The sequence below is a fragment of the Halomonas saccharevitans genome (genome assembly GCF_900116405.1).
Taxonomy (GTDB): domain Bacteria; phylum Pseudomonadota; class Gammaproteobacteria; order Pseudomonadales; family Halomonadaceae; genus Halomonas; species Halomonas saccharevitans.
In genome coordinates this window covers 22615-41489 of record NZ_FPAQ01000031.1, presented here as the reverse complement: position 1 = coordinate 41489, position 18875 = coordinate 22615, and the positions used below count along the sequence as shown (strand labels likewise).

Below are 18875 nucleotides of genomic sequence, written 5' to 3'. Positions count from 1 at the left end.
CCAAGGCGAAGGAATTCACGAGCCGCGATCAGCACCTCTTCCTGTTCGGGCGTGAGCGTGGCCAGCAGGTTGTGCCGCGTGTGCGGTCGGTCGTGGACATCGTCACGGTACCGCCAACGCCGGATAGTCGCGGTGGCGACGCCGTATTGGCGGGCCAACTCGCTATCCGTGATGCTAGAGGGGGCTGCCTGGATCTCGGCACGGATCTTCGGTGTCGTCGTAGCCTGCTTATGCAGCTTGATGTCCATGAACCTGCTCCCGAATGAATTGCTGTAGAAGCTCTCTGGCTGCTAGCAGAGGATAACTTCTATAGGCGATCTGATCATCCGGGATCCTACAGGTAGGCTTCTCTTGGACGGTATTTTTCTTCGGCTTCTTCCCGCCGATGTTTCGTGGTGATTGGAAGTGGGCAATAATCATTTTTTTGCTGGCCTTGATAACGGTAGGATTGAGCAACCTGGTTTTTATGTTTATTTATAATAAGCTTTACATCAAGGAGTTGGTGGGCTCTGGCTTCAAGGTGAAGTCAGTAGGTATGGGGACCGTCGAGCAGGTATCCAACAAGGTGGGAATGACTCTTCCTGTGGCTCAGGAGGCTTGAAATAAACTTCAAGATAAGTGCTCTTATTTCTCTTGAGGTTTGGCTCTCTGAGTCAAGTGGCTAGATATAGGGAAGAAATGGTTTGGCCCGGCATCGTCAAGTGCCGGGCCAGCGGTGTGATGCTAGAGGTTGCGAACGAAATCGAAAGGCTCTCGCGTGCCGTCGTGCAAGGTCATCTCTAGTGTGAATTCGTTGTTTTCATAAAAGACCTGCCGAAGCGACCAGATGTAAGATTGGCCGTTAAGCATGAGGCGAAAAGACACGATGCTATTGTCAAGGTCTACCTCGGTAATGGTTACCGGTACGCGCTCGCCGTTAATGGTCAGATGGCTTCGCTTTCGGTCAAGAAAGTCGACGCGTACCATGGTGCTATCTAGCTCTGATACCCAGACGCCGCTCACATCCTCTAGTTGGTAATTTTCCATCTCTTTACCGAACTCGGGTGTGAATAAAGAAGCCCCGAATAGTAGAATCAGAGCCCCAATTGGCGCGATGGCCAGTCCCCAGGGTTTGGTGAAAAAGTCGGGAGTGGCCGGCCAAGCTGTTTCATGCTTGGTGACCTTTCGGTAGTAGTCATGGTTGGCAAATTGAGCGCAGATTACGGCACTTGGAATCCAGTAGACTACACCGGGAAGGCTAAAGCCGACCGCCACTTCAAATAGGGTGAGTGCTGTCGCTAGCAACCAGGTCAAGGCTATTATTAACAGGCCCTTGCCCCACATTTTCTTGACGAAGTAGTAAAGAGGACCAAATACGAACGCCCATAAGTTGAAGGTGATTCGCTGCTTGTCGCGAAACCCCAATGCCTTGTATTCCGGCGTGCCCATGGCCTTGTAGATGGATCGGTGATCGGCGCCAACCTTCTCGAGTAAGTCGAACTTGGTTTTCCATGCTTGGCTAAGGTGCTCTTGCGGCGTGTCTTTTTCGCTATTCATTGTGTCTTCCATGCTATGTTCTCCTTTAATGAAAACGTAGTTGCTTTTCTTGTCGCTGATGTCTGCGGGCCACCATGATTTCAAGGCCTGCCCGCTAACTTTTTGAGAGGTTTTTCCCGAATAGCCTACTATCCCGGCAGGCGTTTTCTGGATGTCGGTAGCCTAGGTCGAGGGGCTTTTTCTTTCTTTTCTCATTTTAACTAGGCATATCCTGTCGAAAGTCTCTCGTTCTTTTTATTCGATGTTCAAGTGCGGTTGTGCTTTGACATTCTTTCCACATTCAGCGCAATCGACAGGATAATGATTAGACTCTCCTTTGCCAGTGACATGACAATTACCGAGAAGTAGGTGGTGATCAGGGTGCCGATCATCGACGAGATACCGCCAAACAAGCTGCCATAGTGGCTGAATGCGACGGTGAAGAAGGTTAGAAGGCTCACGATGGCGCCAATGAACCACGAAAGGAAAATCAGGCCATCCCAGGCCGCTCGCAGCCAGTCGAAAACCGGGAATTCCGACCGGCTGGAGGCGCTCATTTCGGCCTCATCGCGTTTGCGCATGTCGGCCAGACGCAGGGCTGCGCCTTTCCAGATACTCCACGGAATGGTGAAGAAGCGCACGATACAGACGATCAGGGCGCTGATGACGGCGGGTAGCAGGGCGGGGGCGATATCGTTTTTCAGTTGAGACATGTCCTATCCTTGGTTCGTTAGATTGGTATGGATTGTGTTGCGGTGCATTAAAGCGAGGTTCTCCTGCGGTACGGATCACCACGCTGCGGGTATGAGCTCATCTATCCTGAGAAAAGCTGAACTCGAAGGCTTGAGGGGAGGATGGGTCGTTGACCGTTCCTGTTCGTTTTTCGGTATTACCGTTAACTCTGATAAAGAGTTTGAAGGGAATAGGGTCGCGATCCTCGCTGCAACGCGAGTACAAGGATACGGTGGCCACATAGACGCCTTCCGGGTTATCACCGGAATCCCAGAAGATATTCTCAACGGGACTCTGGAAGTGGCCGGTGCAGCCGGCGTTGGAGTCTACGTCGAGCTGCCCACCGGAAGGGATAGAGGGATTCCTGAAATAGGCCGTGTCGCCGCTGGGGTCGGTAACGGCCAGGTCCAGGTCATCGCCTCCCTGCCAGCGCAGGGTGATCTGGATATCCCCGGTGCCCAGCACAGGCTCCCCACGCGGCGCGGTCGTCCCGGCCTCCTGCGCGGTCAGGGGATGGCTTTTCAGCCAGGGCAGCGAGTATCGGTCCCCGTGTTGAAACAGCAGCCACAGGCCGAGCAGCACCAGGCCGAGCAGCAACGGCAGGGCAACCGGAAGCAGCCAGCGCCTGCGCGGCCTGGCCGCGTGGGCAGCCGGCAAGGAGCTCGCTGCCGCTGCAGACGCTGGCGGTCTCGTTGTCGTCGTGTTCGGCTGTACCGGCACCCAGCGAATCAGCAGCGGTTCACCGCCAACCGAATAGAGGGTTTCCGGCGCCGCCGCCGTCGGCAACTGTCGTAATTCCACCGCCGCCGGGTCGCCGCGCCGCTCCAGCTCGGCGATCAGGCCTCCCAGCGCCGCCAGGCGCTGGGAAAGACGCGCCTCTAGGGCCGCTTGCTCGCTGGCCGCCAGCTCATCCAGGCGGCGAGGCTGGCCGGGCAGCTCCGACCACCATTCCAGACCTCCGTTGCGGCCTTCTCGCGGAGTGGCGAAGAGGTAGCCGATGCTGGGCGGGCAGTGGCGATGGATCAGCGCCTGCCGATGCGCAGGCTGCTGCGGATCGACAAGCACATGCCCCTCGTCACGCAGTATGCGCTGCATGTCGGCTCTCCCCGGTGGTGGCGGCGATCATGGGCGTCACGGTGTGTAGCCCAGGCTTTGCTGCAGTCGGTTGACCTGCTGCTGCAGGGCTTCCAAGCGGGCCTGGCGCTGCGCCAGTGTTTCGGGCTCAGCGTCGGATGTGCCGGGGCCCGCATCCATCTGTCGCTCCAGCTCGTTGAGTCGATGCTGCAGGCCCAGCTGATCCTGCGTGCGCTGCTGCAGTTTGGCCACCAGTGCCTGGAGGTCACGCTCCAGCTCGTAGTGCTGAGTATTAGTGACGCGCAGCTCGTTGCGAGTAGCGCGCTGCTGTTCGGTGATCTGGCGGTCGATCTTGCGAAACAGCGCATTCTCTTGCTGATCGAGCTTGACCTGCCTTTCCCCCGCGTCGACGCGGGCCCGGTAGCCGCCGCCTGCGTCGCAGGCGAGCTTGGTCACCAGGCTGGCGTCCCGGTTATAGGGATCGCAGGCCTCCGGCGAAGTGGCGCAGCCGCCCAGCATGACGAGCCCGCTCAGGGCGATGAGGAGACGTACACTCATGGTGGCCTCCTTTAACCCAGGGTGATGGCAGAACGCATGGTATAGAGGTCGTCGACCTCCTGCTGTAGCGCTACCACCCGTTCGTTCATCGTGCCGATTTCCTGCTCGATCTTGTGAATTTCCGCCGGGCTGGCTTCCTGGCGCTCCGCCTCGGCGACCTCCTCGTACTCCTCGACGGTGCGCTGCATGTTGCCGAGGTCGCGGCGAAGAATGCTGATGTTGCTGTCGATGGCGGCGAGCTCGCGCTCGGCGGCTTGCTGGTCGAGCCGCTGCTCGGCCATCTCCTGCTCGAGGTGCTCGAGGCGCGCACGGTCTTCGGCCATGACCTGGCGAGCGGTTTCGGTGCGTGCGATCACCTTCTGGGTATCTTCCTGAATGTCCTGACTCATGACGTTCAGGCGCTCCTCCGTGGAGGCGTACTCGCCACGACGCTGGTCGAGGTAGTAGTTGGCGCCCATGGCGACGCCACAGGCCGTGATGCCGGCGGTGACCGCGCAGGCGGTCTTGTTGCTGCTACCGCTGAGCACGCAGCCCATGACCCCGACGGTGGCGCCGGCCGCGCAGGCCTGAAAGCCCGACTTGCTGAAGAACTGAGCATCGTTACCCTGAGTCAGCCGCGGATCGGCCGACTGTTGGTTGCCCAGCAGGCTGCTGCCGGTGCTGGCGCAGCCGGTGAGGAGCAGCGCGCTCGCCACGGCAGTCCCCAGCAGCAGCTTCTTGAAAGAGGTGGTTGCGGTCAGCGTCATGGTGATTTCCCTTGCGTATTGCGGTTGGTGGTTATGGGGTGTTTGCCATGGCCTTGCAGCTTTCCAGCCAGGCCTGGGTAGTGATGCGCTGTTCGTCCAGGTACTGGCGCTGGTGCTGCCAGTAGGTCTGTAGGTAGGGGGCGAGCCCGCTCAAATGGGCGTTGCGCGAGAGGATCTCGCCGAATACCTCGACCTGCTGTGCGATGGACTCGCGGCCGTAGAGCGTGGCGGATTCCACCAGGCTGCTGGCGTAGTAGCGGCTCAGCCCCTGCAGGCGTTGCTCCTGTTCGGCCAGGCGTGTCTGGCGCATGGTGCAGCTGGCATCCGGGGTATCGCCTGCGCAATTGAGTCGGTAGTTGTCGGCCAGAAAGTCGAAGAAGACGCCATCGTCCTCGAGCTTGGTGCACAGGAAGGCGCCCAGGTTGAGGCTGGCGCGGATGGCCTGGTTGCGGGCCTCCTTCTGGCGCTGGTTGCTGGCGCGCAACTCGCGTTCCAACGACTGCAGCTGTTCTTGCAAGGCTTCGTCTTCGACCCCCGAAGCCAGCTCGGCCAGCTGCAACACGGTGCCCGGAGAGGCGTCGCTCTCCTCTTCACCAAGCCCCAGTTCGGCCCAGTCTTCCTCGATGGCGGCAATGCGTTCCCGGGAGGTCAGGGTCGGGGCGACCAGCGCCAAACGCATCCCGATGGCGCGGCTGCGAGTGCCCGCGTCGGCGTCGTGACTCTGATGCTCGGAGTAGTAGGGCTCCTCTCCCCGCAGAGCGGTGCGCAGGTCCTCGCGGGGCGTCAGGTAGCTGCCGCCACGAACCACGAAGCCACCGGCCTGGCCGTGTTGTCGGTCAAGCTTGTTGAGCCGGAAGGGCTCGAACATCATCTCACCGGCATTGCCCAGCATGTCGTGAAGACCCAGAGGATTCGTCGCCAGGAGGCCGGCGAGCTGAAGGCGTCCGTTGGCGGACTGAGATCCGGCGAACCATTCATGGGCATTGAGTCCCTCGGGCATGGGATAACGGGTATCGCGATACTCGGCGGTGCTGACTTCCAGCCCTCCTCGCGCGGCGAATTCCCATTCGACCTCGGTGGGCAGTCGCAGGAAGCCGCGAACGCCATCCTCGCTGGGCAGCGCCTCGGGCGCGTGTTCGCGCAGCCAAAGGTTGTAGTCGTCACTGAGCTGCATGGCGTCGAACCAGCTCAGCTCCACACGGGGAAAGCGCTTGCGGGTGGATGGCTCGGGACACTCGTCACCCATCAGGGCGTCGTACTGCAGCTCGGTGAGCTCATACTTGGCAAGCAGGTAGTGACGCGAGGCGCTGCCCTCCTCCCCGGTGAAGCTTCCGGAGATGAAGGCGGGTCGGCTTTGCTCTACATAGCCCCACCCGGTGCCGTCCTGGCCGATCTGTACCGCGAAGTCGTCGAGGGGCGCGGTGGCCGGCACGTGTACCTGACGAAAGGTCATGGCACCGCCGCAGGGCATCGGCAGGGTGATGTCGTCTTCCAGAGGCGTTGGATTGTAGAGCCGCTCATCCCATTCGGGCTGGGCGTGGGCCGCCATGGTGATGCCCAGGCCGGTGGCCAGGGTGACGAGCAGGGTGGCGACATGGAGTTCAGGCTTCACGTAGGCTCTCCGCGGGCTGGATGCTGAAGGCGCGCGCCACGCCGATGGCCGCGACCAGCAGGGCGACCCCGAGGGTCAGCGCCAGGGCGATGAGGGCATGCGCGGCGGTGATATGGCTGACCACGCCGGACGCCAGGTGGCTGGTGGCGAGGGCACGGTTGAAGACGGCGGCGCCGAGGGCGAACAGCCCCAGGCCGGCCACGAAGGCAATGAGGCTCAGCAGGCCTACCTGCACGGCTACGTAGGCCGCCACGGCCGGGCGCTTCAAGCCAAGCAGGCGAAGCACGGCATATTCACGTCGCTTGCGGTCGATATTGGCCATGAAGGCACCGGCCATGGAGGCCAGGCAGCCCACCAGGGCCGTGAGGGCGATCACCCCGAAGATCAGTCCGAGGACTCGGTTGATGGCGCGCACGTTCTCGATGTCGGCGAGCCGGCTGGCCGTCTCGATGCGTTGGGCTTCCAGTTGTTCGACCACGCCGGCCACGGCCTCTCCTTCGCTGGCGAAGATGCGCGCGCGGGCATAGCGCAGGGGATAGTCGGCGCGCTGAGCGCCGCTCGTGACGCCCAGCAGCGGGCTGGCATGGCCGTCACGGAAACGCTCCAGCTCGATCAGCAGCTCCAGATCGATGAAGGCGGCCGGGCGCGGGAAACGGGCCGCGTCGAGCACGCCGATCACCTCGACTTCCACGCGACCGCGCTCCTGTTGGCCCTCCAGCCGCCGGCTGGCGGCCAGGGTCAACCGTTCCCCAGGAGCCACGTCGAGTCGGCGCGCGGCCGGCTCGCTGAGCACCACTCCGCTCCCTTGCGGGTAGCGAGACAGATCCGCGAGCAGGGGGTCGCCGATGGCAGAAGGCACCAGCTCGACGCCTTTCAGAAAGTGTCGGCGATCCTTGAGCAGGTCTGCCTGGGTGTTGAGCGAGCGAGTCAGGCCGATGGCGAAGCCGACGCCCGGTAGTGCGCGTACGTCGTCCAACCAGGCCTCGTCGTAGCTGCCGCTGGTCAGCATGCGCACTTCCAGATTGCGCGGATCGTCGAGCAGCTCACGTTGCAGCTGGCTGACTACGCCGTGCTTGAGGCCGAAGAGCAGCAGCAGTGGTGCGATGACGGCCACCAGCGCGGCGGCGATGCACAGCGAGACCTGGCGATCATGCCAGAGATCCTGAATGGCCAGGCGCAGGATCAGTGCGGCGCGGCTAGGGCTCGGGCGCAAAACGACATCCTCCTGATGTCAGGTTGGCCGCCAACCGTGGCAGCGAGAACTGGGCGACCAGTGAACGGTCGTGGGAGACCACCAGGGCGGCCATGTCGAGCTCCTGGACCAGCGAGAGGATCAGCCCGAACAGTCGTTCGCCGGCCTGCGGGTCGAGGGCGGCCGTGGGTTCGTCTGCCAGCAGCAGGCGTGGCTCGTGGGCCATGGCACGCACGAAGGCGGTGCGTTGGCGCTCACCGATGGAGAGCGCCCCTGGGCGTTTGTCGAGAAGAGGCTCGAGGCCCAGCGTCACGCAGGCGTGGCGCACGCGTTCGCTGCTCGCCGGCAGACCGAGCAGGCGGCGAGGCAGGGTGATATTGTCGCGAACGCTCAGGAAGGGCAGCAGACCGCCGTTCTGCAGCAGGAAGCCCAACTCTCGCGAGCGGATCTCGGCGAGGGCGGACTCGTTGTTGGCCTGCAGAAGTGCCGCCAGGTCGGTTCCATCCGGGCCGAGCGTATAGCGGCCAAGCTCGCTTGGCCGGAGCAGCAGGCCGAGGGCCTCCAGCAGGGTGCTTTTACCGCAGCCGCTGGGACCCACGATGGCCAGCATGTCACCGGAAGCAAGTGCCAAACGGGGGACGTGGATCTCATGACGCCCGGCCCCTCGGCCGCGTGTAACGCGAAGATCGCTCAAGGACAGCATGGCGGTCAGGGCATCATTTCAAGGGGCACGGGATAGACGTCATCGCGAGGATCGGCGCCTTCGGCCAGTGAGACCCAGCGGTCCACGTCTTCGTTATAGCGTCGGTAGTGGCGTAGTTTGGTGGCCAGGCGACGGATGAATCGTTCCTGCTGCAGGCCATCCCAGCTCAGCCACGTCTCCTCGTCGAGGTTGAGCACCTCGCTCTGGTAGGGCAGGTCGTCCAGATACTCGCCCATCAGCCCCAGCTCACCCAGGCGCTGGGCCTCGCTCTGCTGCACCTGGTTCGGATCCGCCCCCATGGCAGCAGCCACCGAACGCAGCCGCTCGAACATGTCGGAGGGAGAGATCAGTCCGGCGTTGGCGGCATCGAGGATATTGCTGACCACGTCGCTCAGATCGCTCAGCTGGCCCTTGGTGAGCAGCACCCGGACTTCGGTGGTGGGTACGTGCTGGGCGATCAGGTCGCGATCGCTGATCCACGCCTCGAACACCGGCGGTGCCTGGCTGCCGGTGGCCTGGCCGAGATAAGCCAGGCGCATGGCATGACCGATCATGTCCAGGTCGTCCATCATCCGCTGCTGGCTGGCATCCTCCGGTTCCTCCTCGGCGTGCAACGCACTGCCGATGGCTTCCTCGCCGAGGTAGGCGGAGCGAACCTGATCGGTAATGGCGGCGGCCAAGGCATCGACACGCTGGCCGAAGAGGGCCACGTCGCCAGTTGCCACCGGGTAATAGAGGGAGGTGCCGGTTCCGCTGAAGGTGGAGAGATTTCGGTACTGCGACTCGGCGACGGCATGATCGCCACGCTGCTCGCCACCCGGTGTCTTGAGATGCAGGGTGTAGACGGCGATGCCTTGGCGAGCCGCCTCGAGGCGGATCTGATCGGCATCGAGCCCGGTTGAGGAGCGTTCGCTATCGCCTTCGATAGCACTGGCATCGGTAATCAGCACGACGTAGCGCGCGCCGAAGTTGCTCCACTCGACCTCATCGATGGCCTGCATCATGCCGGCATAGGCGTCCTCTTCCCAGCCCACGGTGGGTGCCGGGGCCTCGTGAAGGTCGGCGACGCGGGTGATGAAGTCGCTGCCATCCTCGACGTCGCCCGGGTCTGCGTACATGCGAGTCACGTAGTCGATTCCGGGCGCTGCATCGACGCTGTCACGGTAGGAAACGAGGCCGAAGCTTACCTGGTCGGCGAGGTCCTGAGCCTCGATGCGCTGATAGATCCGTTCCACCGCCTCGCGGGTACGTTCGATGTAGGGGCCCATGGAAATGGTGGAGTCGATCACGAACACGACGCCAGCGTTGAACTCGCGAAGCTGAGCGGCAACGTCGTCGGGCGCCTGGGGCGCTTCGCCCTGCTCCGCTTCACTGACCGAGGCGACTCTCAGCAGGCGGGTCATGAAGCCCGCTTCCGTCATGATCTCCTCGCCTTCCAGGATCGGCAGCAGGTAGAACTGCTCCTGGAGATCGACGAAGTACTCGGGCTCCTGGGCGACGATGCCCGGTGCGGAACCGTCGCGGCGCAGTTGGGCGCGCAGTGGGGCGACCTGACTGGAGGGCTCGAAGTCGTCGAAGACCGTCATCAGACCGTCGCGCTCGCCGAAAAACATCAGGCGGTCGCGGTTGGCCGGGTTGGTGAAGGACAGCGTGAGCTGCATCTTCCAGTCCACGGTGCAGGACTCCGGTAGCCAGCCGCTGGCGCTGCCGTAGCTGTCCGGGCCGACTTCGAGCCAGCGCTCGCCATTCTGTTCGCTGCGCTGATAGACATAGAAGCGGCTGAAGGCGGGCTGCACCTCGCCCCCTGTGCCACCGGAGTGTTCGGCGAGCCGGCAGCCTGGGGTGGTCAGCACGCGCTGATAGAGCGTCTGCTTGCCTTCCTGGAGCAGTGGGCGGGCATCGGACATGGCAGGAGTCGCGGCGAAGGCCATCGGCAGTGCCGCCGTCAGGCTCAGCAGTAGCGTGCGCGGTGTCATCCCTGCAACTCCTGCAGCCGCTGGCTGGCCTCTGCGTTGTCGGCATCGAGGCCAAGTGCGGTTTCATACCAGAAGATGGCCGTTTCCGCGTCAGGCTCGGGGAAGCAGGTGCTGGGCGAGTGCTGAGCGGGGTCGAATTCCTGGGCATAGTTCAGCGCAGCGTCGGCGTCACCGTTGAGGGCACGATGCGCATAGAGGCGTCGCGCAACGCCGCAGTGGTCGTTCGCCAGGGCTTCGTTCACCACGTTGAGCATGTCATCGCCCGAGTTCTCGGCGCCGGTGCATGCCTGAATGAACTCCAGTTCACCCATCTCACCCATGCGCTGCAGCGAGCAAGGGCCGGCGGCCGCCGTGCTGGCCTCGCTCGGGGCTGGCTCGGCCGGTGCTGGATCGTCGCTGCGACGCTCCTCGGTGGCCTGCTCGGCAGCGGTGTCCTCATTCAGCGGGTCGGGTGTCTCTTCCGGGTCCGCTATCTCGCTGTCTGCCAGGGGCTCGTCGTTGGCGGCTGTGCTTTCTGCCGGTGCGTCACTCTCGACGACGGCATCGTCCGCGTCGCGCATCGACATGCCGAACCAGGCGGCAGCGCCCAGGATGGCAATCAGCAACACGACGGCCAGTACGATCCACGGCCAGCGCTTGCCCTTGCCGGTGGTGACGGCAGGGGCAGTGGGCTCCGGGGTCGCTGCTGGCGTCGGAGTCGGCTCGGCCGGTTTCGGCTCGTCCGGTTGCGGCTCGATCGGTTCCGGCTCGGTCGGTTCCGGCTCGGTCGGGGCGGGCTCGGTCGGGGCGGGCTTGTCGGGTGTCGCCTCGGGCTCGGGTGTCGGTTCGGCGGCGTTCGGCGTGGCCACGGTATTCAGCGATGGGGTGCTGCCACCGGCACCGGAGGGCAGCAGGTCGCGCGAGAGTCGGATGCGGGCCATGCCGAGCTCGATGCCATCCGCTCCATGGAGCCTTGCCATGTTGGTGGCATGAGGATTTTCCAGCAGGGGATCGACGATCTGGCGGTCGACTATCGCGGCCAGGTTACCGTCGACGTCGGCCTGAAGCGGGGGCAGCGGGAACTGGCAGGCGTGATTGCGCCATTCGCCGTCATCCTGCAGGAAGTTCTCATCCTGGTTGCGCTGGATATCCACCGACAGTCCCTCGCTGGGTCCTTGCCAGCCGATGAGGACCAGCCGGGCGTATCCAGGCTGGTTGGTCTCCAGGGGTCGCAGTTCGACCTTACGCATTCGCCTTCTCCTTGACGGCGAACATCTCCAGCACCTCGCCGAGACGCTCGTTCTGTTCGATGGTGATTTCACGCCCCTCGGTGTGGCCGGCGTTGTCTCGGGTCATGAGGAACAGGCCCGAGAGCCAGTCGCCGAGATAGACCACGGCCTGGTTGACCGGCTGGCTCGGCAGCTGAGGCAGCTCGCCACTCGACACCTGGTGACGCTCGTAGCCGAACAGATGCGTCTTGGCGCCGACGAAACTGATCGGGCGCTGTTCCACCGGAGCGTGGTGGAAACCCAGCCAGGCAATGTAGTCCCGCAGCACCAGCTGAGCGGCCAGCACCTGACGGGCCACCAGTCGGTCGCGCCGCGCACCACTCTGTACCCGCTGCAGCAGGGCCTCCTGTAGCTTTTCGCGCACCCCCATTCTGCTCGCACCGGTGATCAGCTCGTCGGCGAGGTGCTTAGCCAGGTCGCGATCGATGCCGAGCATGCGCAGCAGCCCATGGCGCTGGGGAAGTTCTCGGACGTGACCCACCCAGGCGTTGTAGACGGCCCGAGCGAAACGGTGATCGGCGCTTTGCAAGATCGGCGTGGGTGCCTGGCTGGTAACCGGGAACGCGTCATCGGGGCCGTCACCGAAGGGCAACTCCCCGAGGCCGTCATCGAGTCCGAAGCCGCTGCTGCCATAGAGCCCGCCATCGTCGAGCGGTGAGGCCGCGTCTTCCTGGCCCCGGGGCTCGGGCGCCAAGCTGTCCTCGCTATCACTGAGATAGAGGTCGCGGACCGTCTCGTCGGACAGCTCGAGGTGATACTGCAGCTCGCCAAGCGACGCGAGGCGTGTCTGCAGCTCTTTCCAGAAGCGGGTCGCGATCTCGCGCTTCTCCGCGACTTCCCCATCGGCGTCACCGAAGTGCCAGCGGGTCAGGCGGTCGATGATCAGGGCCTGATGGGTGTCTTCGAGCTGGCGCTCGATGCGGTCCAGCTTGTACTCGAGCCCGGCGATGCGACCCAGATAGTCGCCGATGCGCGCCATGCCCCCGTCGTCCAGTGCCAGCATGGCCTGCCAGGCTTCGGCCGGCTGGCCCACATGGCGCTGCACCGAGGGACTCTCGATGAAGGTGGCCTGCATGCGCGCTAGGGCGTCGCGGGAATCCTCGTTCAAGGCGACCTCGCGACCCTGCTCGCTGGTCAGGAAGGGCACCGGCAGTCGCGGTTTGCGCACCAAGAAGGTGTTGTCGAAGGCCTGGCCGGGGGACCACTCCCGCATCCACTCGAAGCTGCCGAAGCGTTCGAGCATGGTCATCTTGATCAGGCCCTCCCAGCCCTCGTGAAGCTGACTGTCGGTCTGTGGCAGGGCGCCGACGATTCGCTTGTCGAACATGGTCAGCGCCCAGATCAGCCCCGGTGCGAGCTGGCCGCGCTCATCGGGGGTTTCGCCCTGAGTCTTCTCGATCCAGCGTGTCAGCACCGGGCCGACGCTGGTAACGTCGCTCTGCTTGTCGGCGCTGGTGCATACCACCAGGCCGTTCATCTCCTGGCTGTCGGTATAGCGCTCGAAAAGGTAGGCAACCTTGCCGCGTAGCAGCAGCTGGGAGAGACCTGCCTGACTGTCGGGTTCGCCGATGCTGCGCAGGTTCAGGCGGCCGCGATAGCCTGGGAAGTCGAGCAGATCGACCTGCTCTACCCGCGGATCACGGGTGGGCTCCACCAGAGGGAAGGTCAGTTCGGCGGTCAGGGCGGCGAGCTGGGCGACGGGTAGGCCGACGGGATCGCCGAGCTCCGCGTCCTGGACGGGACAGACATCCAGTGGCTTATCCTGAGCGCTGCCCAGCCTCTCGAGGATGTCCACGTTCATGATGCTGTCGCGCTGGCTGAACCCATCACCATCACGGGTCACCAGGCAACGAAGCGGGGCGAAGACCCGGTCGGCGTGACCCAGCGAGCCGAGCGCCTTTGCCAGCTGACGATAAAGCTGGGTCAGCTCGGGCTGCTCACCCCACAGGATGGAGAGCAAGTCCGCTCGCTGGTGGCTGTTCAGGCGCGGTGCCAGCTTCACTACCCGCGGCCAATAGCGGCTCTTCAGCTTGGCAACCGACTTGGGAAAGTTGGCCTCGAGGTAGTCCCACAGATCTACCATGTCTTCGGGCGTGACGCCGGGCTGCGGAGTATCCCTGAGTTCGCTTTCGTGGGCGGCCAGGAGGCTCGCGATCTTGCCTTCATCGATCTCGTAGACGTCTTCACGCTCGTGATCGAAGTCATTGAACCAGGCGTTGGCCAGCACCTTGGCCACCTCGATCTCGCTGAACAGCTTGAGCTCGACGGGAAAGTCCGCGGGGCCGGAGCCGGCGCTGCGGCTGAACCGGGTGACCAGGCCGGTTGCTTCCTTGCCGCCTCCCACCGGATTGACGTGCTCGATGAAGTCCAGGCGGGCGGGGCCATAGCAGGTTTCCAGCTTGCCATTCTCGCCGGCGGCGAGCGCCGAGATCAGGTAGGACTTGCCCGCTTGGGAGAGGCCGAAGAAACCCACCGTCATGGGGGTGGTGGCGGCGCGCGACAGGCTCTGCGCAAGGTTGCGAGCGCGATAGAGCGCCAGGCCGAGACTATCCGCCTCGCTGTCGAGGCTCGGAGCGCTGTCGCGTACCGCCTCGATCCATTCCAGGGCCGCCCCGGCCCCTTGATGAAAGGCCTGCCAGCCTTCGCTGAGTCGCTGTTGTTGGGGGGTCAACTGGTTCATGTGCGCTTCACGCTCCCGCTGTCCAGCCAGTAGTTGGTATCGCCCAGACCGGCATCGTTGAGGGTGTTGAGCTGCAGCTTGAGGTGACTCGACGTGAAGCCGGTGTTGCCGTCGGTCTCGACCCGGGCGACCTTGAGACGATCGCTGATCAAGCTGCCTTTTCCGGCTCGCTCATCGACGGCCAGCTGCACCCTCAGCACCGGTGCCGAATCTCCCTTGGCCTCCGCCTTGGCGAGCTTTTCGGCACCCGAGGCGGTGAAGTCCAGGGTATAGAGCGGCGATGCCGTCCAGCGCTGGGCTGCCAGCTGGCGGAAGCCTATTCTCAGCGGTCCACGCATCTCGATGCTGGGAGTGTTGCCGTCTTCGTCTTCCGGCAACTGGATGGTGGTGCCGTCCTCGCCGATGGTGATATCGCGATACGTCACGTCTGCGTCGGGAATGGTGTTGTTGTTATCGATCAGGCCGATATGACGAATGGTCGAGTAGGGTCGCAGCGCCGCTGCCCGGAAGAAGAAGTTGGAAACATTGCGCTGGGCGCACAGCAGGCAGAGCATGGCGCCCACGGAGGCAGTGCTCTTGGGGTCGTCGATGCGTCCGTTGCGATGGAAGGGGTACCAGCTGCCGGTACGATACCCCTGCAGCGGCAGGATACGCCCCGGAGGTAGCGGCAGCATCTTGCGCAGATAGGCCTGGATTCCGGGCAGACGCGACGGCCGCCCGGTGATCAGCAGGGTGTCGCAGTGGTACTGGAACACCACTTCGCACAGCGAGGCCAGGGTCTTGCAGATGTTGAAACGATCCGTCAGGAAGGCGCGGTGCACTTCGAGCAGATTGATGGTTAGCGGGATGCTCAGCAGGTCAAACTCGAGCTCTGGCCCGAGCTCGCGCCGCAGCGCGCCCTCGACGTAGCGGCGCACCGGCTCGCTGACGGCCTGGTCGCCGAGGCGTTCGCCATAGGTGAGCGTTTCGGGGCCGTCGGGGCTCTGGGGATCGAATGTCTCGTAGGCCTCCAGCAGTCTTAGTCCCAGGGGCGTGAAGACCTGCAGGTTGAGCTGCTGACGCAGCACTTGCTCCTGAGCATTGGCCCCCTCTTGACCGCAGAGCCGCGACATCATGGCATCGGGCGAGCTCACTCCGGCCTGCTTGAGGGCCGCCTCGAAGCTCGGCAGTACGAATAGCTGGATGATGTCGAGCAGGATGTCGTCGCCGGCGACGCGGAAACCGTCGCGAAAACGTTGCTCGGGAACCACGAAGACGTTGCTGCCGCCGCTCGCGGCGCCGTTGCGGTCGAGGTAGTAATCGGTAATCACCAGATCGGTGGTGCCGCCGCCGATATCGATGCTGGCGAGGGTGATGCGTTCGTCTCGAGCCTTGCCGGGCCGGGCCAGAGTGGTGAAGAACTCCTCCGGATGGCCGGCAAAGTTTTCCTTGATCTCGGTATACAGATAGACCAGCTGGCCGCAGGAGGCTTCGTCCCATTCCACGCGAAGTCGCGGCATCGGCACGCGCAGTGAGCCGTCGTTGTCCGCCTCGAACGGGTTGCTCTCATCGTCATCTTCATGCCAGCCGAGGCTTTTCCAGACCAGCGCCACCGACTGTTGAAGGCGCGACTCGAGCAGGCTTCGCTCCGCCTGCGGCATGGCCGGCGGCACGGTCAGGGTGATCGAGCGCAGCTGTCGAGGGCGATGGGTGTGTCCCTGCCGAACGCGCTGAGCGGGGCTGTTCATCTGCATCAGCGCCTGGGCGAGCACTTCGGCCAGCATGAAGGTCATCAGCGAACTGCGCGAATAGTGGGGCTTGAAGACCGGAAGCTGCTCGTCCTCCTCCAGCGTATAAAGCGCATCCCCCAGCTCGTTGATCAGGTGCGAGAAAGGTGCCGCCGTCGCATGGGGTTCGGTGTCGGTGCGCACATAGGCGCTGTTGAAGCGCCATCCATGGCGATAGATATCTTCGTCCCATAGATAGCGCTTGGGGCTCGAGAGACCGGTGGAGCCCTCGGTGCCGCGCCGGCGCCCTGCCAGGTGTCCCGCCTCGACTCCGACACGGGCGATGGTTGGCCACAGGAAGGCATCATGGCGGCCGCTCTTGACCGACAGGTGATCCTTGCCGAAGAACGTTTGGGAGAACTCGACGCGGCTCTCGAAGGGGTCGCGATAGACCCGCTCCGGGTCGACCAGGTCGCGCAGCTCCAGCAGATAGTTGTGCTTCAGGCCCATGCCCGATTGGCCGTGGTCCTCGATCAGGATGCCGCAGGTACGCGAGTTGCCCACGTCCAGCACCAGGTCGACCGGGATGGCGCCCTCCTGTTGGGCGATCACCTTGAGGTCGGGAATCTCGACGCGCGGGGTGAGCCCTCTGTGCTCCTCTTCGATGGGTCGGTGCAGCAGGCTCAGCACGTTGAGATAGTGGGCGAGGTGCTGTCGCTCCTCGAGCGCCTCGCCCATCTCCTGACTATCCAGTCCCTGATTGGCCTCCTTGAATAGTTCCTCGAGCCACTCCCTGACCCAGGGCTGATCCATAAACCAGCGCATGTTGGTGGTCGTGGTGGCCAGGCGATAGTTGGCCCCGGCCCTGACGTCGTCGTCGGTGGGGCCGAGATAGGCGGTGTTGTCCCGGCGCGGCAGGGTGCGGGTATCGAAGGCCAGCGTCAGGCGGTGAGTATGACCGTCGAGATCGGGCTCCTGGAGTGCCACGAGGCGCATGCGTGCCCAGTTAGCGGGCCCTGCATCGAATTTCCGCGGGGGGCGGAAGCGCAGGAAGGGAACCGGCAGCCAGGCGCCATCCAGTTGTTCGAGGCTGGTGCTCATGGCCATCTCGAGATCTGGCTGCTTGACCGTCTCGATCTTGTCTCTATCCGCCTCGACTTCCACCACGTGGAACAGTGAGCCGTCTTCCTCATTGACCAGCAGTCGAGTCGGCATCTTGTCGGTATTGGCGAGGTACTTGAATTCGCCAGCGGGTTCCTTGCGTGGGTCCAGTGTCAGGCCGAAGTCCATGAACTGGACTCCAGAGTGGCTGACCAGGGTGGCCACCTCTTCGAAATTGATGATCTCAGTCAACATGGTGCTTTCACTGTCCTGTTAGCTGGCTTTCCGTAGCTGCATCGGGAAGAAGGCGTCGTCGTAGCCGACGGAACAGCTGGCTCTCTGACCGTTCGCCTGAAGGCATTGCATCCGCGGCATCTCGTAGTGGCTGCCGTCCTCGCACCGGGCCTTTTGCTGTGCCTCTACCTGCAACGTTCCACCCTGCATGGTGGCGGTCACAGGGCCGGCACAGGTCACGCCGTCGCGGCCGCCCCGCTGGATGTACATATGTCCCTCGCCATGCTCGAACACGTAGGTCACCTGGAGCGGGCGGCCGTTCTGGCTATCCATCACCCCGGCCCCCCGCCAGTTCCCATCGAGAAACTCGGCCGAACCATCTGGGGCATCGGTCGGCAAGGAGAGGGGCTCCATGGCGGAGAGGTCTGCGGGAGCGGAGGCCGCGGGGAGCGGCGGCGTGGCCTGGCCTTCCAGAGGGATCTCGGGAGGCAGCACGTCATCCCGGAGCCCCGGGGCATCCGGGGTGGTGTCTGGCACCGGCACGTTCGCTGGCAGCGCCGGCTCGTTGCTCGACAAGCCAGTGTCCAGCTCCGGCATGTCCGGCAGCAGTACGGTCGGCAAGCCCGTCTCGGGAAGCCCTCCCTCACCGAGGCCAGACATGGCCATGCCACCGTTCAGCTCCAGGGAGGGGGCAACCTGCAGCGACGGTGTGTCGGAGCTCCAGAGGTTGAAGGGCCAGATATTCCGGCCACTCCATAGCGACTGGGGAAAAGAAGCGGAGGTATCACCGCCTTCCAGTGAAGGGGGCGCGAGATCGGGGGCGGCGAATGAGGTGCAGGCCTTGATGCCGAACAGCAGCAAGCCAACGGCGAGTGCCAGCAACAGCCACCACCACCAGCGGCGCCACCAGGGCAGTGCCACGGGGGCGGCGATCGAGTCGGGTTCCGGTGAGGCCTGGGAGCTTACCAGCGGTACTGGCGACACGTGGGCCGGCTCCGGTGAGGCCGAAGGGTAGAGGCACTGCAGCGGATTGGCATGGCGGTCGGTGTCCGGATGGGTGAATCCCCAAAACGTCATGACCGGTGTGCCGTCCACCAGGTAGACGAAATTCTCGTCGGGAAAGTGGCACACCCACTTGACCAGCCGGGTGAAGACCTCATGGTCGCCTGACTGCCCCTCGGCGGGTGGCTCGACGGCCAGGATTTCCTTGCGGAAGGCCTCCAGCTGGATCCGGGCGTCCTCGCGCTCGCCTTCGGTAGCGCTTCGCCAGGGCACCACGTCGCCAGGTATGCCGCTGTACCAGTCGACACCTTCCCCCTGCTGGTCGCGCTGGGGGATGGCAAGATGTCTCTCTCGGCCGCTGAGGCGACGTGAAATGACTTTGCGTAGCTGAAGCGCGGAGTGATAGGCCGGTTGGCCAGTCTCGCCCAAGGCTCGGAACTGCTCTATCTTGCCGCTATGCAGCAGAATTGCGGACATGCTGGCCTCTCCCTCTGACATGGCCACCTGCGTATCTGTCGCAGGATGTAGAGTTGCCAGGTGTCATAGGAAGAGCTCGGGCTGGCGGCATTCCTTGCGCCAGACGCTACCCGTGGGCTCCTTGCACTTGCTATGCCATCCCTTGCGTATTCATCGGCCGATGGAAGCTGGCGCGACGTTTCGTCTGTCTCTGTTTTTCTACATTTTAAATTAGATCTTATTATGCCAGTGGATACTAATGATCGGCTACTGTGGCGTATCGGCCATTACGGTAGTCTCTTTAATATTCACTGTGGCTG

Annotated in this window: 13 protein-coding genes and 1 pseudogene; all 14 read right to left on the bottom strand. The window is 63.5% G+C overall.

Going from position 1 to position 18875, the window contains the following annotated elements:
* A pseudogene (locus tag BM388_RS13520) lies at nt 1-248 on the bottom strand (IS481 family transposase); the annotation flags it as partial.
* Nucleotides 249-723: 475 nt separating this feature from the next.
* On the bottom strand, nt 724-1548 hold the full coding sequence (locus BM388_RS13510; RefSeq protein ID WP_089851038.1) for a DUF2628 domain-containing protein: 825 nt from the start codon (nt 1546-1548) through the stop codon (nt 724-726).
* 233 nt (nt 1549-1781) lie between these two features.
* Nucleotides 1782-2228: a hypothetical protein gene (locus BM388_RS13505; RefSeq protein ID WP_089851036.1), complete on the bottom strand. Its 447-nt coding sequence runs from the start codon at nt 2226-2228 to the stop codon at nt 1782-1784.
* A gap of 97 nt (nt 2229-2325) precedes the next feature.
* The gene (locus BM388_RS13500; RefSeq protein WP_089851034.1) at nt 2326-3342 is read right to left on the bottom strand and encodes a hypothetical protein; all 1017 of its coding nucleotides are present in this window, start codon (nt 3340-3342) and stop codon (nt 2326-2328) included.
* Between the two features lie 36 nt (nt 3343-3378).
* Complete coding sequence (locus tag BM388_RS13495) at nt 3379-3879, bottom strand: hypothetical protein (RefSeq protein ID WP_089851031.1); 501 nt, start codon at nt 3877-3879, stop codon at nt 3379-3381.
* An 11-nt stretch (nt 3880-3890) separates the two neighbouring features.
* Nucleotides 3891-4625, bottom strand: coding sequence for a hypothetical protein (locus tag BM388_RS13490; protein ID WP_089851029.1), 735 nt, complete (start codon nt 4623-4625; stop codon nt 3891-3893).
* Nucleotides 4626-4656: 31 nt separating this feature from the next.
* Entirely contained in the window at nt 4657-6237 is a 1581-nt protein-coding gene (locus BM388_RS13485) for a formylglycine-generating enzyme family protein (protein ID WP_245781554.1), read from the bottom strand.
* The gene (locus tag BM388_RS13480; RefSeq protein WP_089851027.1) at nt 6227-7450 is read right to left on the bottom strand and encodes an ABC transporter permease; all 1224 of its coding nucleotides are present in this window, start codon (nt 7448-7450) and stop codon (nt 6227-6229) included. Before BM388_RS13480 ends, BM388_RS13485 begins: the two co-directional genes overlap by 11 nt.
* Complete coding sequence (locus BM388_RS13475; protein WP_245781553.1) at nt 7434-8060, bottom strand: ABC transporter ATP-binding protein; 627 nt, start codon at nt 8058-8060, stop codon at nt 7434-7436. The genes BM388_RS13480 and BM388_RS13475 overlap by 17 nt, the downstream gene beginning before the upstream one ends.
* A 77-nt stretch (nt 8061-8137) precedes the next feature.
* On the bottom strand, nt 8138-10108 hold the full coding sequence (locus BM388_RS13470; RefSeq protein ID WP_089851023.1) for a vWA domain-containing protein: 1971 nt from the start codon (nt 10106-10108) through the stop codon (nt 8138-8140).
* Nucleotides 10105-11337: a hypothetical protein gene (locus BM388_RS13465; RefSeq protein WP_089851021.1), complete on the bottom strand. Its 1233-nt coding sequence runs from the start codon at nt 11335-11337 to the stop codon at nt 10105-10107. Before BM388_RS13465 ends, BM388_RS13470 begins: the two co-directional genes overlap by 4 nt.
* Complete coding sequence (locus BM388_RS13460; protein WP_089851019.1) at nt 11330-14056, bottom strand: putative virulence factor; 2727 nt, start codon at nt 14054-14056, stop codon at nt 11330-11332. Before BM388_RS13460 ends, BM388_RS13465 begins: the two co-directional genes overlap by 8 nt.
* Nucleotides 14053-17118 carry a virulence factor SrfB gene (locus BM388_RS13455; protein ID WP_089851017.1) on the bottom strand — a complete coding sequence of 1022 codons (3066 nt, stop codon included), beginning with the start codon at nt 17116-17118 and terminating at the stop codon, nt 14053-14055. Before BM388_RS13455 ends, BM388_RS13460 begins: the two co-directional genes overlap by 4 nt.
* A gap of 18 nt (nt 17119-17136) precedes the next feature.
* Nucleotides 17137-18576 carry an SrfA family protein gene (locus BM388_RS18120; protein WP_089851014.1) on the bottom strand — a complete coding sequence of 480 codons (1440 nt, stop codon included), beginning with the start codon at nt 18574-18576 and terminating at the stop codon, nt 17137-17139.
* Between the last annotated feature and the right edge of the window lie 299 nt (nt 18577-18875).

Coding starts and splice junctions, on each gene's coding strand:
- BM388_RS13510 (WP_089851038.1), bottom strand. CDS start 1,548: ATGGAAGACACAATGAATAGCGAAAAAGACACGCCGCAAGAGCACCTT.
- BM388_RS13505 (WP_089851036.1), bottom strand. CDS start 2,228: ATGTCTCAACTGAAAAACGATATCGCCCCCGCCCTGCTACCCGCCGTC.
- BM388_RS13500 (WP_089851034.1), bottom strand. CDS start 3,342: ATGCAGCGCATACTGCGTGACGAGGGGCATGTGCTTGTCGATCCGCAG.
- BM388_RS13495 (WP_089851031.1), bottom strand. CDS start 3,879: ATGAGTGTACGTCTCCTCATCGCCCTGAGCGGGCTCGTCATGCTGGGC.
- BM388_RS13490 (WP_089851029.1), bottom strand. CDS start 4,625: ATGACGCTGACCGCAACCACCTCTTTCAAGAAGCTGCTGCTGGGGACT.
- BM388_RS13470 (WP_089851023.1), bottom strand. CDS start 10,108: ATGACACCGCGCACGCTACTGCTGAGCCTGACGGCGGCACTGCCGATG.
- BM388_RS13465 (WP_089851021.1), bottom strand. CDS start 11,337: ATGCGTAAGGTCGAACTGCGACCCCTGGAGACCAACCAGCCTGGATAC.
- BM388_RS13460 (WP_089851019.1), bottom strand. CDS start 14,056: ATGAACCAGTTGACCCCCCAACAACAGCGACTCAGCGAAGGCTGGCAG.
- BM388_RS13455 (WP_089851017.1), bottom strand. CDS start 17,118: ATGTTGACTGAGATCATCAATTTCGAAGAGGTGGCCACCCTGGTCAGC.
- BM388_RS18120 (WP_089851014.1), bottom strand. CDS start 18,576: ATGTCCGCAATTCTGCTGCATAGCGGCAAGATAGAGCAGTTCCGAGCC.